The 15,558-nt window shown below is 30.7% G+C and carries 14 protein-coding genes; all 14 read right to left on the bottom strand.

What is annotated here, in order from left to right; all coding sequences use genetic code 11:
* Position 1: 1 nt before the first annotated feature.
* Complete coding sequence (locus ACXGQW_RS10565) at positions 2-1,033, bottom strand: glycosyltransferase family 4 protein (protein ID WP_457822686.1); 1,032 nt, start codon at positions 1,031-1,033, stop codon at positions 2-4.
* A complete protein-coding gene (locus tag ACXGQW_RS10560) occupies positions 1,026-2,354 on the bottom strand; it encodes an O-antigen ligase family protein (RefSeq protein WP_457822684.1) in 1,329 nt (442 codons plus the stop codon). The genes ACXGQW_RS10565 and ACXGQW_RS10560 overlap by 8 nt, the downstream gene beginning before the upstream one ends.
* A gap of 1 nt (position 2,355) precedes the next feature.
* Positions 2,356-3,495: a glycosyltransferase gene (locus ACXGQW_RS10555; protein ID WP_457822682.1), complete on the bottom strand. Its 1,140-nt coding sequence runs from the start codon at positions 3,493-3,495 to the stop codon at positions 2,356-2,358.
* Positions 3,492-4,550 carry a glycosyltransferase gene (locus ACXGQW_RS10550; protein ID WP_457822680.1) on the bottom strand — a complete coding sequence of 353 codons (1,059 nt, stop codon included), beginning with the start codon at positions 4,548-4,550 and terminating at the stop codon, positions 3,492-3,494. Before ACXGQW_RS10550 ends, ACXGQW_RS10555 begins: the two co-directional genes overlap by 4 nt.
* Positions 4,547-5,803 (bottom strand): glycosyltransferase family 2 protein, encoded by a 1,257-nt coding sequence (locus ACXGQW_RS10545; protein WP_457822678.1) that lies wholly within the window; start codon positions 5,801-5,803, stop codon positions 4,547-4,549. Before ACXGQW_RS10545 ends, ACXGQW_RS10550 begins: the two co-directional genes overlap by 4 nt.
* 334 nt (positions 5,804-6,137) lie before the next feature.
* On the bottom strand, positions 6,138-7,139 hold the full coding sequence (locus ACXGQW_RS10540) for a hypothetical protein (protein ID WP_457822676.1): 1,002 nt from the start codon (positions 7,137-7,139) through the stop codon (positions 6,138-6,140).
* 15 nt (positions 7,140-7,154) lie between these two features.
* A complete protein-coding gene (locus tag ACXGQW_RS10535; RefSeq protein ID WP_457822674.1) occupies positions 7,155-8,330 on the bottom strand; it encodes a glycosyltransferase family 4 protein in 1,176 nt (391 codons plus the stop codon).
* Positions 8,327-9,424, bottom strand: a complete 1,098-nt coding sequence (locus ACXGQW_RS10530) for a glycosyltransferase (protein WP_457822672.1) — start codon at positions 9,422-9,424, stop codon at positions 8,327-8,329. Before ACXGQW_RS10530 ends, ACXGQW_RS10535 begins: the two co-directional genes overlap by 4 nt.
* On the bottom strand, positions 9,411-10,811 hold the full coding sequence (locus ACXGQW_RS10525; RefSeq protein WP_457822670.1) for an asparagine synthase-related protein: 1,401 nt from the start codon (positions 10,809-10,811) through the stop codon (positions 9,411-9,413). The genes ACXGQW_RS10530 and ACXGQW_RS10525 overlap by 14 nt, the downstream gene beginning before the upstream one ends.
* On the bottom strand, positions 10,798-11,964 hold the full coding sequence (locus tag ACXGQW_RS10520; protein WP_457822668.1) for a glycosyltransferase family 4 protein: 1,167 nt from the start codon (positions 11,962-11,964) through the stop codon (positions 10,798-10,800). Before ACXGQW_RS10520 ends, ACXGQW_RS10525 begins: the two co-directional genes overlap by 14 nt.
* Positions 11,965-11,969: 5 nt before the next feature.
* The gene (gene cysQ, locus ACXGQW_RS10515) at positions 11,970-12,725 is read right to left on the bottom strand and encodes a 3'(2'),5'-bisphosphate nucleotidase CysQ (protein WP_457822666.1); all 756 of its coding nucleotides are present in this window, start codon (positions 12,723-12,725) and stop codon (positions 11,970-11,972) included.
* A gap of 2 nt (positions 12,726-12,727) precedes the next feature.
* Entirely contained in the window at positions 12,728-13,324 is a 597-nt protein-coding gene (cysC, locus tag ACXGQW_RS10510; protein WP_457822664.1) for an adenylyl-sulfate kinase, read from the bottom strand.
* 57 nt (positions 13,325-13,381) lie between these two features.
* Positions 13,382-14,383, bottom strand: a complete 1,002-nt coding sequence (locus ACXGQW_RS10505) for a glycosyltransferase family A protein (protein ID WP_457822662.1) — start codon at positions 14,381-14,383, stop codon at positions 13,382-13,384.
* Between the two features lie 17 nt (positions 14,384-14,400).
* A complete protein-coding gene (locus tag ACXGQW_RS10500) occupies positions 14,401-15,471 on the bottom strand; it encodes a glycosyltransferase family 4 protein (protein WP_457822660.1) in 1,071 nt (356 codons plus the stop codon).
* Between the last annotated feature and the right edge of the window lie 87 nt (positions 15,472-15,558).

Here is a 15,558-nt window from a genome sequence, read left to right as displayed (position 1 = left end):
ACTAAGCCAATACTTTAAACCATTGATATTTTACTTCATTCCAATCCATTTTTTCTGCTTTTTTTCTACCTTTTGATGATAAAGAATATACCTTTTTATCATTGCTGATTAGTTCTTTAATAGCGTTCACCATCTCACTAATATTATTAGGTTCTACTAGCATAGCATCGGTATTATCTTCCACTAAGTAGGGAATTCCTCCTACGTTGGTAGAAACTATGGGTAGACCTAAAGCCATCGTTTCTATCAAACTCACTGGAGTATTATCTACGTTGGTTGTATTGATAAAAATATCATATTTCTCTGATAATTGATGCCACTCTTCTTTGGGTAATACTCCCGTAATTTTGACATCTTTTTTTAGATTTAAGTCTTCAATTTTTTGTTCAACTAACTTTAAAGTTCCATCTCTATCTGGCCCTACCATGCACAGTTTTGCCTCAGAGTAATCCTCTTTGAGTTTATTTAAAACTTTAATTGCGAGTAATGGATTGTATATCTCTGCAAAAGCTCTTACATATAGCAAATTAGGACCTACCTCAGTTCTTTGTTTGAATTTGTAATCACCAATATTAATTGAGTTAGGAATCAAATTCAAGTTAGTATACCCTCTTTTTTCAAACTCTTCAAACAGATATTTAGACGGAGAAATGTTTACATAAGAGTGCTTAAAAATCATTTTTGATAATTTGGAAGAATTATCTAATCTCTTTGGCAAGTCACCTCCATGGAGAATGGGTATGTATTTGATATTGAACATTCTTGCCAACTGACTTGTTAAGAATGCAAAATAAAAGGCATTGGTACTAAAAGTATCGATTAAAATATAATCTACACCTTTTGCATTTCTAACAACACTAAAAATCATATCTAGTAATCTTAAAAATTGACTTTCTTTTGAGGAAGCGGATTTAACCTTATATCCTTCTTTTTGCAAATTATATCTTAAAGTAGCATAGGCACTATGATATTTAGAATTTCGAGACAAATCATTCCCTAAGTATAATATGCTACGGTTATTAATTTCATTCATTTGCTCTTATTTTTATCAAACTCAAACCGTATATAAAACCAGGGAAAGCAACCCGCATTCCTGAATGATTGATGGTTAGGAACCATAATAAAGCAAAAGCAGCAATGAATCCTTTGTGTAATAAGGAATGTTCTCTAAAATTTAAGAAAGAAGCCGTAATTAACAACATTAAGGATAATATTCCTATTAATCCATGCTCTTCAATCAATCTAGTTACCTCATTGTGACTAGTACTCATAACAGTTCCTTCATACTTTTCCTTTCTTCTGTAGTCTCCAGAAGCCACACCAATTCCCAAAAGAGGACTATCATAAAAGTTAGTTAGCTGATCTTCTATGATGGCAGTTCTACCAGAACTAATATCTTCCTTTTCTTCTCCTACAGAATTTTTACCTAGATATCTATTAGCTAACATTCCTCCTGTCAACCCAACAATAACGAGCCACGCTATATACGTAGCAGAGCAAAAGATTACCAAGTAAGTTACAATGAGTTTTTTATTTCTACTATTTAACAAATAGAAAATTAATAAAATAATAAAAGAGATAATTCCTGTAAAAATCCCACCTCTTGAGAAAGTTAACAAACCTCTATAGACAACGTAAAACAGTAACAAATAGTCTAAAGTCAAATACCCTGTTATCTTATACTTTAACAGGATTAAGACTCCAATCAAAAAAATTCCGAAGCCTAATGACGTTGCTACCTGATTAGGACCAAAACCACCAGAGGCCTCAAAATTTGCTGCAGAATTAAAAACGATTTCTTTGATGCTAGGGGTTCTAAAGTATAAATAGACAACCATGCTAATTACAGGCAATATACCAATCCACATGGTCTTTTTCAATAAATCAAAAGATATGTCTCTTTTATAAAAATACATTGCGCAAACCCCTAAACAATAAGGACCTGTTATGTTAAACAAAATAGCTTTACGATAGGAGGCTGATAAAGGGATATCCGTATATGCAATACCTATACTAATCAATAATAGATATAGTATAAAGAGTACGGAAATTCCTCTCTTTTTCTTTTCTATAAATAACGCTAATAACAAATATAAAATAACAGCATACTTACCAAAATCCCAAGTTAAGGTTGATTTTGTCATCCTGAGAAATACTTCTGCAGACATAAAATAAAAGGCAAAAAGCATTGCTTCTTCAGATTTATTTTTTGTTTTGTAGATGTACAATAAGCCAATCAAAAAAATCACACCCCCAAAGACTTTATGCGTTGACTTAGGGGTGTAAACAAACAATATTCCCAAGAAAACATGTAAGCCGAGCATTAATAATTTAAATTGCTTGTTCTCCTGCATTTTACTTTTGTTTTGGTAATGCTTTTAGTATTTCAGATTTAATTCTACGATTATAGTGTTCGTAAGTAAACTTTTTAACAAGTTCTTCGTTATTTTCTAATAAGCTATTAAAATCTTTAGAATCAAAAGATAGCACCTTTTCAATCATATTTTTCACACTCTCTTTGGTTACTTTTTTTATGACAAGCCCATTTTTATCATTTTTGATGTATTGACCAATAGCAGATACATTAGAAACAATAGGAATACAACCAAAACACAGAGCTTCTGCAATTACTTTAGGAAAACCTTCTGAGGCTGTAGAAGGAAGCAAAAATACATGACATTTTTTATATATATCGAACACCTTATCTCTGGACAAACCTCCATGAAAAATAATATCTACTTTATTCTTACTAGCTATTTTTTTAAAATAAGCCGACTCTTTTCCGTCTCCCACAAAGTGAATTTGTCCTATCCTACTTATATCCTGTATTTCATTGACAGCTTTAATGATGTTTTCTACCCCTTTTGGTATTTCTAATCTACCTACAAAACAAAAGTTCAGCTTACCATTATAATTTTTGCTTTGTATACAATCTAACCCCTCTTTAATTTCCTTGTTAATTAAAGTAGGATTTTCAAAAGTGTAGCATTGCTTAGGTTGGTTTTCCCAATGTCCATTAATAGTTACTGGTCGATTTTGATTCTTTAAAAAAGTTCTTTGAATCAAATAGCCTAAAGGAGGTTTTTCTTGATTCCAATTTCCTGCGTATTTATACCATCCTGGTTTGTTTGTAAACAAATTTAAGTAAGGAATTAAATAAACACCAATACCTGTGGGGCAGCGTAATTGAAAACAATCAACCTTATTTAAAGTATCTCTTACTGTTTTTAAAACGCTAGGTATATTTTTAATGATTCCTAGTTTTGCTTGAAAAGTATGCCCACCAGAAACTGGAATGGGAACAAACTTAATTTTATCCGAAGTATAAGGTAGAGAACTCAAAGGAGGCTTCTCTCCGTAAAACATAGCAATGTGATGTATTTCATCAAATACCTCAGTAAGGTAATTGATTTCTGTTACCGTTGCCCCCCAACTAACTAAATGACCTTTGTCGTTGCTGTAATGTTCTGTATGTGATATAATACACAATTTCATGATATTATCTCTTGGTATATATGTATAATCTTTTTTAAATACTCCTTTTCTGAAAATTTTTCATCAAAAACACGTTTCATAACTTCTCGGTCACTCAATTTATTTTTTACCAAATTTTCAATAGCTCCAACCCACGTTTCTACATTAAAATCATTAACTATAAAATGATTTAACTCATTTCTTATTTGATTTGTAACTTGACCTGTATTAAATATCACAAATGGAACTCTATTCCCTAGATATTCTATAGCGACTAAAGGACCTGTTTCTGAACTAGCAGTGTGTAAAGCTAATCCATAGCTACCAATAAAAGCAGAGGCATTATCAACATCAGTTTTGACTATAACTCTTGATGTTAGATTTAAATCCTCTATCTCTTTTTTTATTTTTAAATAATACCCTTGATTTACAACCTTGCCAAAGATAGTTAAAGTATATTCTTTTGGTAATTTTTGTAATACTTTAAGAGCAAACTCATAATGTTTTTGCTCTCTAAAATTCCCTATCATAACGATATCCTTATTCGAAACTGTTTCATCTCTAGCATTGGTATCAACCCCGGGTAATCTAATAATATTACTAAGCACGTAACTTTTTGCATTAACGTACATTCCGTTATACCAATCCAATAATGTACGGCTAACCCCTATATAGGCTTTGACATCTCTTAAAATATAACCTAAAATATTGTCTATAGTTTGGTCTGTATCAATTCTACCATAATGATCATGAAAAACTATTCTATGCTTTTTTAGTAGTGGCACAAAATTTAACAAACCTACATATCTCATTACTTGTCTACAATGAACGTGAACAATATCATACTGCTTTAACCATTTGTGCAATTTTAACAAGCTGTAAATATTAAATTTATTTTTTCTACCTAAGTAACTTATTTTAATACCAGAACACAACTCTTTATCTAACAATGATTGATTTAGCAAACAAATAACATTTACATCGTATTTATTGATATGCAAAATATTAGTTAGATCTACGAAAACCCTCTCTGCTCCACCAACTTGCAACTGATCTATCACTTGAACTACCCTCATAACTGATCAATTTTTTCTCCTTCCGTTAACATTTTGCTAGACCTCTTCCAAGATTTATTCACCTGAATTAATAAGATTGGTACAAAGAACATCGACAACATTGTGACCAATAAATTAATTATTTTCTTGCCTTTATATTTATATGGAAGGATAGAAAATGGAATTGTTTTCAGCAACATATATAGTGTATGCTTTTTTCCGAAATACTTTCTGTAAAGATATAACACACTGGGTATTGGCTTTGGATCTAACCATTTTTGAGTTCTAAAAGCATCCCAAGCCCCCATCTGTCTTAATCCTCCTTTATTGGCTTTTAAATGTACTCTTTTAGCGTAAGGATTTGATATGTTTTTGTAACCATTTATAAAAGCACGCAGTCCAAATTCTCCATCTCCCATTCTCTGCTTTTCAAACTGTCTGTCAAACAATCCAATTTTTCGAAAAACATCCTTCTTCAATAAAACATTACCCGTATCTAGTTGCTCCGAAATTTTAAGATATGAGTAGTTCTCAGGTATTTTATCTCCCACGGTAGACAGAGAAACACCCGAGGAAATATCAGCCTTAAAAAAGTCTAGTGTTTTAAGGTGATGGAATATCCAGTCTTTATCAACTAATGAGTCATCATCATATAATAATATGTATTCTCCTTTTGATGCTCTAATCGCTTCGTTTCGAGCTTTCCACAAAGCCTTTTCTTTTTGATACCAAAACTTTAAATCTAGACTCCATCCTTGATAAAAATCTTTATTAAAGTCCTCTGTTTGATCAACAATAATTACTTCTATATTCTTATAAGATTGATTTTCTAAATCCCTTAATACATCCTTTAAATACTCATACCTGTCTAACGTGGGAATAATAACAGATATTAAAGGATTTGCTTTTATTAACTCACTCCTAAAGTTAGCATAGTCTTTGTATTCTACAATTTGAGATTTATAGACAATTCTCTCAGCTTTTCTCGTTTTTAATAGCCCTTGTAATTCCCTGACTGGGTTTTTAAAACTGAATATTCTGATAAAAAACACATAGAGAACCCAAAGTTTACTGAAATTTCTTTTGATAAAGATATATTCATCTACAATAGGTAACGATTCAAAACTTGAATATGTTTTTACATTTGTAACATACCCTGACTGTATTAATTGCCAAGACAAATCATATTCCCGAGCTAATTTTGAATTGAACATACCTCCATTATTCATTTGTTCTAACAAATTAGAGTCTACAAAAGCTATATTTGGAAACACATATTTTTCTCCATTAATCAATGAAGAAAAATAACTAACAGATTTCAGGTACTTTAAAAAGCTAAATATCAATTGATTTTTTTGTGCAAAATAAGAGTTTAAGTTTAAAAAAACATACGGCTACCCATGTATTTTAAAACTACATAAAAACACTACCGCCAGAGATAGTAAAGTTTCACAAAACCAATGTTGTAATCAGTGAAAAACTATTAAATTTTAGTTGAAACTCGCAAATTTACTAAATGGACATCTGGTTTAATGTTACTATGAAACCGACTCTTCTTTAAAAGAATTTGTAACACACAAAACACATTGATTGGGTAAACCTCAACTTTCATTCTTCTATTATATCAATTATTCTCCTGATATAGTTATCTGGTTTTATATACTTAGAGGACCATTTTTTATTGTTAGTTTTCAATTCTAAATATTTCTTATCTTTTATCAAATTATTGATTACATCAGGTAAACTTGAATAATTTACATTGTTCTGTAAACCTATGTAATTTTCACATTCTTTAAATTCATCAACCACAATATTCAAGGGTGTAGAGATTATGGCTTTATTCATCATTGCATATTCACCTATCTTCCACCCAGGAGTATTTTTTAATCCATCATTTGCTAAACATATGTCTGCTTTTTCTAATTCTGAGATATAATTTTTCTTTTTGGTTTGATTTATTTCTAACAAAACATCGGGAGCCATTTTTTTGGCCAAATCATCAGGATATATACCTACAACGGAGTTGGGAAAATTTTTAGAAATTATACGACAAGCGTTTATTCTAAAATTATTTTGAATTTCTCTTCTGCTTTTTTCTTCGCTGTTATTGGTTTTATCAGGATTCCATAATCTTGTCATGAAAATGACCCTACCCCCATAATCTTCGATTTCATCTCTCCAAATATTTTTGACTTTTTTAGCGTGATGAGAATCCTTAGTTAAAATATTAAACCAATCTAAACATCTTACTAATTCTGTCCTAGAATTGGATTTATTTAAAATTTTAAAGGGAATTTTGGTTAATAGCTTGAAAGGTTTATAGGTAAAATTAACTTGAAAATTTAATGGTCTTACGTTATTTTTTAAGTCTTTAAATAAAAGGGAGCGTTTAAAATAATAGTGATACTTTTCAGGTCTATCAATAAATTTGGTATCATCAGAATAATCTAAAAAAGTGTTTTTGTTCAAATATTCTATTACTATTGCTGTATTGGGAACTTCGCTTGAATAGATAATGCGAAATTTGAATTTTTCTTTTTCAGAGTAGAACAAAATACTATAAAGAAATTGATTATAGTGTGACGTCCATCTACTAATTTTTAATAACATTTATCGATTTTTTATTTATAAGGATTTATGTTGATAGAATTCCATAAACTCTCTCTCTTGCTTTTCTATATTAAATTGAGTTTTGACTCTCTCCGTAGCTTGTTTCCTCATTTTATTTTTTTCGCTTTCAGACAAATTAAGAACTTCAATAAGTTTATCTGCCAACAACTCAGGTTTGTTTTTTTCAATTACCCAACCTGTTTTATGATTGACCACATTTTCTGAAAGCCCCTCTGCGTTAGACACAATAGGAAGCACTCCCATGGCTTGACTCTCTAAAACCGCATTACAAAACCCTTCTTGCAGACTGTATTGAATGTATAAGTCACTATTTATGAAATAATTGAGTATTTCTTTCTGAGGAATTTTACCTACAAATGTTACTTCTTTTTTCAGACCTAACTCATACACTAAATACGATAATTTTTCTTTTTCAGAACCTTCTCCAATCATATAGTATTGAAATTTCACTCCCTTGTCTTTTATTTTCTTTAAGGCTAATAGTGTACTTTCATAATCTTTCTTCCAATGTAATCTACCAATAGTCATAAAAGATAAGATTGTGCTGTCTTTTTTATCTTTGTCAATATCTTTAAAAAACGAAATATCAATCGCTGGAGTTATTTTTTGGTAAGGTTTGCTTCTATCGAACCCATTTTTATAGGCTAACTCTAACAAGTCGTCAGAAATTATGTGAAGTTTATTCACTTTTTTCCATAACAGTTTGTAACAGTTGGGATGCTTTAGAGGATAAATTCCTATATCAAATCCTCTCAAACTTACAGCCATTTTGGCTCCAATAGTATTTGCTATGTGCTCTCTACCTAAAGCCTGTGTTGCAAAACCAAAGTGTAACCACGTCAAATTTTTATAATAAAGAATATGTTGGTTCAACATTATTTTTTTTGCGATGGACTTCCATTCTGAATTTTCCTTTTTTTCTGCTCGTATAAAAGATTGAGTTACTTTATAATTGAACAGAAAATTATATAATAGCTGTAGAAAAGAGAATAAGAAAAAAAACGATTTGATTTTTGGCTGAACAATTACCTTACACAAATTAAAATTGTTCGAGTTTGATTGAACAAATAATACAACCTCAAAGCCATTTTTTTGCAAACCTTTTATCTTAGAAATAAAAAATGTCTCAGAATAAGCAGGTGGTTTGGCTAACACAATTCCTATTTTCATCTATTCTTTATTTGTAAGTAAAATTCTTCGTGTAAATTAATACAACCAGACAATTTAAAATTTTCCTCGACTTCTTGCCTCATTTTGTTTTGCCATTTATTTCTTTCTTCTTTAGACATAGAAATAACCCATTTTATTTTTTCCGCAATCACATTGGAATCTTTGGGTGGAAACATAAAACTGCTAAAGTTATGGAGTACTTCTCTAACCCCCTCAACGTCACTTCCTATTACTATTCTTGAAGAACTCATTGCTTCAATTGGAGATACTGGTAATCCTTCCCATGATGTTTTTGTAGGAATGACAAATAAATCCGCAACTGCGTGATAAGGTCTAACATCCATTTGCTTGTCAATAAAAAAAATGTTTTCATTAGCATTATTACTTATTAGATTTTCTCCGTAACTATTTTTATTGTTACCTACAATTAACAATTTTATTTTGCTATTCTTCATACAATTTACAGCATCAATTAAATATTCAACCCCTTTAATAGGCACTAAGTTTGCTACTGTTACTATTATAAAATCATCTTTATCAAAAACATGTCCGAGCGGAGTTGTATGAGTTTCTTTTTGAGAATGATAAAAATTAGTATCAACACCCAAATAAATAAGTTTTGTTTTAGCTTTCTGTTTTTCAAAATATCTCGGCACCATATCTTTATTTAACACTAATATTCGGGTGCTTAATAACGATCTTATTTTCCATAGCCTAGGGCTTCCCCAACTCATTGCCTTCTTGGTATAAATCCAATCAATACCAGCTAACCTAGCTGCCAAAGGTTCCGTAATATCTGAACTCCAATGCCAAGAATGTATAATATCAAAACGGTTTTCTCTAAAGAATTTTGATATTTTTAGTATTCTGAAGATCAAGGAATAATAGGGCTTTAGCTCTGTTGTAAAAGGAAAAATGTAAATCGGTACTCCTAAGGCTTCTACTTCTTTATAAAATTCCCCTTGATTGTGAAAGCAACAAATTTCTGGTGCAAATTTTTCTTTATCTAATCCTTTAACCAAATCGTAGACTACTTTTCCGCTTCCTGCCGTCTTAAAATTGGGTATTGTGTATAAAATCTTAATTTTTTTCATCTTTCATATTAGATAAAAATACTGATAATGTTAATAACGTGCTTACAGCATGAGAATAGTAAACAGAATCCTCTGAATTAAACAAATGAATATATTTAGAAGGTATCTCAGATTCTACGTGTTTAATAAACTTACTGTTAAATAATTTTTTGTTTAACTCCTCTTGATTTTCTTTTCCTAGAAATTGCAACTCCCAATTGCGCTGAACAAATTTTTGACCCGACAAAGATTCCAAAAATCGTTTCATTTTATTGAACACTCGGTAAGGAAAATTATACGGAAATTTGGCCAAATGATAATTATACAAATTGAACGGTCTAGCATCCTGCCAAAGTATTTTTGCTACTTCACTATTCGTCTGTTTGATATATTCAATCTGTATCTTCCTTTCTGCTAGAATTTCCTCTGGAATGGTACAAATAAACTGACACATTTCGTCTTGATAATAAGGAAGATTAATTTCGTGAGTATTTTCAAAAATAGACAAATTAACAGAAGTCCATCTTGGAGCCCAATACAAAGACTTAAAGGCTCTTACTTTAGCATTTGTGTTACATATTTCTATTTTCGAGAGTAAATCTAGTATCCTAACATTCAAGTATTCCTCAAAATTACCTTCTAGCTTCCAGTTACTCCAAAGAGACTTGGCTAACTCCAATCCTCCTTTCTTAATAATTTTCTTTTTTAGAATTTCTACTAATTTTTTGTCCGACACGTTATTAGAATAACCATCCGAATCAAACAAAACATCTCCCCAATGACCCAACGAAAAACTATTTCCTAGTTCAGCTACCTCATTAATTACCGCCATTTGTCGAGGATGTGTGAACTCCGAATAACATTGGTTAATTTTAGCTAAATCGTCTATTTTACCCCACAAGTAAGATTTTTTTATGGTAAATTCAGTAAAATTAAAATTACATTTTTCAGCTATTTTTTTAGATATTTTAGACTCTTTATAGCCCCCTTCAAAAGAATAACTGTATGAATTTGCTTTGACTCCTAGTTTATTTAAAGCAACAGCTTGCGAACGACTATCTAAACCTCCTGACAACGGCAATATTATGTTTTTGTCCTTAGATTGTTTTTCAACAATCTTTTCAAACAACTCTGCAAACTGATTCGTAGCATTTTTTAAATTTATATTTTGTGGTGTATAATGCCATTTAAACCATGGTTCTGAAGAAATCCAATACCCTTCGTCATCTATTTTATTTAGGGTTGCTGGTGGTAAAACTTTTAAGTCTTTCCAATAGGTATCTGTATCTAAAAAAAAACCGATAGCACTGAACACGCAGATAGCTTTGTAATCTAACTCATGTTCGTGACCTTTAATTTTTACAAAAGTTGGTTTGTGGGGTATAATGGATGTTCTAATCTGCTTCATGAATCTTTTTGTATAAATATTCCATATCTGCAACCATCTTAAGAGTATTATGTTGTTCTATTACTTTCTTTCTTGCCTTTACTATGATACTATTTATTCGCTGATTATTCAACTGCAAAATATCGCCTATTTTATTTGCAATTGATTCTGGAGATCTCGTAGGAACTAAAAAACCAGTTTCGTTGTCTTCAATCAATTCGGACATTCCTCCGCAATTGGTAGATAAAACAGGTAGTTTGCAAAACATGGCTTCTATACACACATTCGCTATGCCCTCTTCAACTGATGGCAACAAAAACAAATCCGATTTTACCATAAGTTGGTATACGTCTTTTTGACTCACACTCGATATGAAAGAAACTTCTTTTACCAAACTTAAGTCGGAGACTAAAAACAGTAATTCTTCTTCTTTATCTACACCTACAATCGTGTAGTGAAACTTAATGTTTTTGTCTTTCAGATACTTCATTGCAATAATAGCACTTTTGTAATCTTTTTTCCAATGGTTTCTTCCTACAGACACAATTTGGAGTGTAGTAGAAGAATTAAACTTATTTTTTTGCGGTAATTTTTTAAAGTCAAATCCCGAATATACCACATGATCAATTTTCGAAGATGAACTATAAATTTCATTTGATTTCACTTTAATAGCCTTAGAGACAGAATGAAACCCATTTATTTTAGGAAAAATTTCTTTGAGCCAACACATATTTTCTTGATTGATAAAGGGTCGCACGTTGATATGGAAACCTCTCTGACTAAAAACAGTTTTTGTCTTATTTGGCAGCTTTATTTTATCTAAATAAGATAGCACGCTTACCCATTGAAAGTGTAATATATCAGGCTGAATTCTATCAATCGTAAATTGTAAATTCTCCTCTTTTATGTTACTCTTTTTTCCCTTTATCAAAGATTTAAATAGGCTTAATTGTTTTTTTAAATTGTAGCCTCTCAAAACTATGCTTCTTTTTATAAATAAGTAACTAGATTGATTGGAGCCCAAACCAGCGTAATGAACATTTTCTATCTTGGTTTCTAATTGTTCGTTAAAACCAACGATATAAACTTCGTGATTAGCCGCTAAACCTCTAGCTAGTCTATTGATAAAAGTAGTGGTTTTAAAAGTACCGTCGAAAAGAATAATTTTTAGCATACCGATTATCCCGCTATAAACGATGGATTTAATAAATTTTTCTTATTGTAAACCAACTCCACATTTTCAACTGTTTTTATGGAGTAGCCTAGCGCTGATAATATTGCGTGGGATGCTGCTGTGTCCCACTCCATAGTAGGAACAAATCTTGGGTATATATTAGCCTTTCCTTCTGCTATTAACATAAATTTTAAAGAGCTTCCCATTGAAATTAGCGCTACGTCTTCTCCCAAAGTCTTTATATAGTCTTTAGTTTCTTTATTTATATGCGATTTAGAAGCTATAGCAATATTATTCGTAAACTGATGCTTTAACCTATTTTTTAAAATAATTTTTTGACCTCTATCTAAGCAAAAAGGGAGTAAATTTTTTCCTCCAACATATAATTTATCTATCACAGGCACATAAACAATTCCAAATACGGGAACATTATTCTCTAAAAAAGCGATATTAATGGTAAACTCTCCTGTTTTTTTAATGAACTCTTTAGTACCGTCAATGGGATCTACACACCAAAACCCTTTCCAATCTTTTCTGTCTTTGTAAGGAACCTTTTTACTCTCTTCTGATAAGATTGGATATTGATACTTAGTCAAACCATCTGTAAGAATTTTGTTCGATATCAGATCTGCCTGAGTTAAGGGACTGTTGTCATTTTTAACTTCGACACCTATAAAATCTGAATCGTATACTTCTAAAACCGCCTTACCTGCTTTTCTAGTAAGCTCAATGAGTTCATCTAAAATTGATATAAATTCCATTTTTATAGCAAAATTTTGTTTTGAGTATTCTTTAAAATACTACTAATAGCGTTACATAAATCTTCTTTTTCAGTGTCTATTTTCATATCTGGTTTTTCAGGAAATTCATATGGAGCATCTATACCTGTAAAGTTTTTAATTTCTCCCTTCTTTACCTTTTTATATAATCCCTTTACATCACGTCGAATACATTCTTTGATAGACGTAGAAACGTGTACTTCAAAATAATTTTCTTTACCCACGATATTTTTAATCTTTTCTCTATCTTTTTGGTAAGGAGCTATAAAAGAAGCAATTACAACAATCCCTGCCTCAATCATTAATTTGGATACCTCTCCCACACGTCTAAGATTTTCAGATCTATCTTCGGGTAGAAAACTCAAATTCGAATTTAGTCCAGATCTTAAATTGTCACCGTCTAAAATAAAAGTTCTGACCCCTTGCTTATGCAATTCAACCTCTAAAGCGTTTGCTAGCGTTGATTTACCAGATCCTGAAAATCCTGTAAAAAAAAATAGTAACGATTTGTGATTATTCAGCTTATTTCTCTTTTTTTTGTCTACGAAAAAAATCTCTTCTCTTAAATTATTCCCAATCATTGCATTGTTATGGTTAAATTATCTTTCGTTTGATTTACAAATATTTCGATACACTTTTTATAATGCTCTAAATTGATGTAATTCGTCTGCTAAAATCTTCCTTCTGACCTTGAATATATAATAAATTGATTTGGAATTCAATAAATTTATAGCATGTAGGAACTTACACAAAATAATTTCTACTTTTTTAAATTTTAAATGTGTTAATTTATCAGATTCAACCAGCATTTTCATTCCTTCTTTTTTAAAACTAATTTTATAAAATTTTAGACCTTCGTAAAAAAAACGTTCTGCCAATGCCTCAACAGTCTTTCTATCATTTTTAAGGTGATCATTCTTGAATACTTTACCCAGAATTCTATAATTTAATTCCATTGCATCACGTAACAATTGTTGATGTTTTCTCGTATCATGTATTGCGTTAGACAAATGATTTACGCTATCGCTCATAGATATATTGCTTACAATTTTATTATGAAAAATAACCTCTGTATTATCATTTAATAATCCTGCATTTACATCATGAAGCACGTCTTCACCATTAAATAAATCCTCCCAATATATATGCCTATTGTCATAATTCCAGAGACAAGACGACGTATGCCATGTACGTTTTTGAATGGCTCTTGTAGAAACATGCTTCTCATTTCTTTTTGCAAACTTCTTTCGATGAATTTTCTTCGAATCATTATTCATTTGAGACAATCCGTAAACCATGATAGCTTTGGGATTAGCATTGAGTATTGCTACTTGTTCCAATATTTTATCTCGCATTAGTTCGTCATCAGAATCGAGGTATTGAATATATTTACCTGTACTCACACTTAACCCAAACTGTCTTGCCAAACCGGGTCCTGAGTTTTTTTGTTTGAAATATTTAATATCTATCTCATTCTTAAAAACTAGAATATCTTTCTCATAATTTTTACTACTACCGTCATCTATTACGATAACTTCAATATTACTATATTCTTGTAAAACAACCGATTGAATAGCTTTCTTAACCTGATGGATATTATTATAAAAGGGGATAATTACTGAAACTTTTTCATCAGTCATAATGATAAGATAATGTGTTAAGATAATAGAGATTGATATAACTTTGTTAGAGATGATATCTCGTTGTCTACGGTAAATTTTTTATGAACATGTTCAATAGCAGCATTGGAAAATGATAAATATCTGTCTTTATTTTTCCATAAATCAATAGTTTTCGTGCACAATGCTTCTAAACTAGTTCCATCGCTAACATAGCCTGTTTCATTCTCTATGATGGCTTCTGTCAAACCTCCTGCATTAGATACTATACATGGTACTCCTAGAGATTGTGCTTCAAGAATTGTTGTAGGAAAAGCTTCAGAAAAGCTAAACTGAAGCATCAAATCATATGTACTCAATTTGGATTTTAACACATCATTATCAATTACTCCTTTGATATTTACTACGTTATTCAGCTTATATTTGTCTCTTAAAAAGTACAGTTGTCCCAAATCGTTACCACCCCCATAGAAGTCGTATTCAAAATTAATCCCCAATTCCAATAATTTTTTAGCAAACAACAGACTTTCGTTAATGTTTTTCTCCCAAACCATTCTAAAAACTGAAACCAACTTAAGCTTGTCGTTATTTGGAAACTTGGGTATCGCTTCGTTTTTTTCTCCAAATGATATAGGTATTACATGAATAAATTCATTAGAAACCCTCCAGTTTTTATTCAGGTATTTTTTTTGATGTTCGCTCATAACTATAAAAGCATCCACAAACTTGTAACTTTCTTTGTAAAATTTTACGAGTCGATCATCCAACCAAGGTTTTATATAGGTATCACCTCCTCTAAGAGTAATCACAACTTTTGTATTTGAGTGCTTCTTTAAACTCATAACTTTTTTATAAAGATATGAATGTTGAATATGAATAATATCATATCTATAAAAGAATTTATAATCCAAAGATGGGTATTTTACGGCTTTCATCTCATATAAAACTTTTATAAACTTATTTATAAGTTTATTTTTTCTTATACAAATATCTGCAGTACTTGTTTCTTCGTAAGAAAGTGAATCTACACACTTTATTTTTTTCAGTAGAATGTTTAAATAGTTTTGATAAACTCTAGGCATTTTATCATAGACATATAGTATCTTCATTAGACTGTAGTTTATTTTATTTACTATCGCTTTTTTAACATTGAATTGGCTATCTATTCAATTATTTCTTATTCGAATGATACAGAT

It is taken from the genome of Wenyingzhuangia sp. IMCC45533, assembly GCF_054111225.1.
Note: the sequence above shows the minus strand (reverse complement) of the source record. Positions and strands in the feature narration are given on the sequence as shown.

What these genes read in the sequence shown, in the direction of transcription:
- ACXGQW_RS10565 (WP_457822686.1), bottom strand. Translation starts at nt 1,033, where the DNA reads ATGAATGAAATTAATAACCGTAGCATATTATACTTAGGGAATGATTTG.
- ACXGQW_RS10560 (WP_457822684.1), bottom strand. Translation starts at nt 2,354, where the DNA reads ATGCAGGAGAACAAGCAATTTAAATTATTAATGCTCGGCTTACATGTT.
- ACXGQW_RS10555 (WP_457822682.1), bottom strand. Translation starts at nt 3,495, where the DNA reads ATGAAATTGTGTATTATATCACATACAGAACATTACAGCAACGACAAA.
- ACXGQW_RS10550 (WP_457822680.1), bottom strand. Translation starts at nt 4,550, where the DNA reads ATGAGGGTAGTTCAAGTGATAGATCAGTTGCAAGTTGGTGGAGCAGAG.
- ACXGQW_RS10540 (WP_457822676.1), bottom strand. Translation starts at nt 7,139, where the DNA reads ATGTTATTAAAAATTAGTAGATGGACGTCACACTATAATCAATTTCTT.
- ACXGQW_RS10535 (WP_457822674.1), bottom strand. Translation starts at nt 8,330, where the DNA reads ATGAAAATAGGAATTGTGTTAGCCAAACCACCTGCTTATTCTGAGACA.
- ACXGQW_RS10530 (WP_457822672.1), bottom strand. Translation starts at nt 9,424, where the DNA reads ATGAAAAAAATTAAGATTTTATACACAATACCCAATTTTAAGACGGCA.
- ACXGQW_RS10525 (WP_457822670.1), bottom strand. Translation starts at nt 10,811, where the DNA reads ATGAAGCAGATTAGAACATCCATTATACCCCACAAACCAACTTTTGTA.
- ACXGQW_RS10520 (WP_457822668.1), bottom strand. Translation starts at nt 11,964, where the DNA reads ATGCTAAAAATTATTCTTTTCGACGGTACTTTTAAAACCACTACTTTT.
- cysQ (WP_457822666.1), bottom strand. Translation starts at nt 12,725, where the DNA reads ATGGAATTTATATCAATTTTAGATGAACTCATTGAGCTTACTAGAAAA.
- cysC (WP_457822664.1), bottom strand. Translation starts at nt 13,324, where the DNA reads ATGATTGGGAATAATTTAAGAGAAGAGATTTTTTTCGTAGACAAAAAA.
- ACXGQW_RS10505 (WP_457822662.1), bottom strand. Translation starts at nt 14,383, where the DNA reads ATGACTGATGAAAAAGTTTCAGTAATTATCCCCTTTTATAATAATATC.
- ACXGQW_RS10500 (WP_457822660.1), bottom strand. Translation starts at nt 15,471, where the DNA reads ATGAAGATACTATATGTCTATGATAAAATGCCTAGAGTTTATCAAAAC.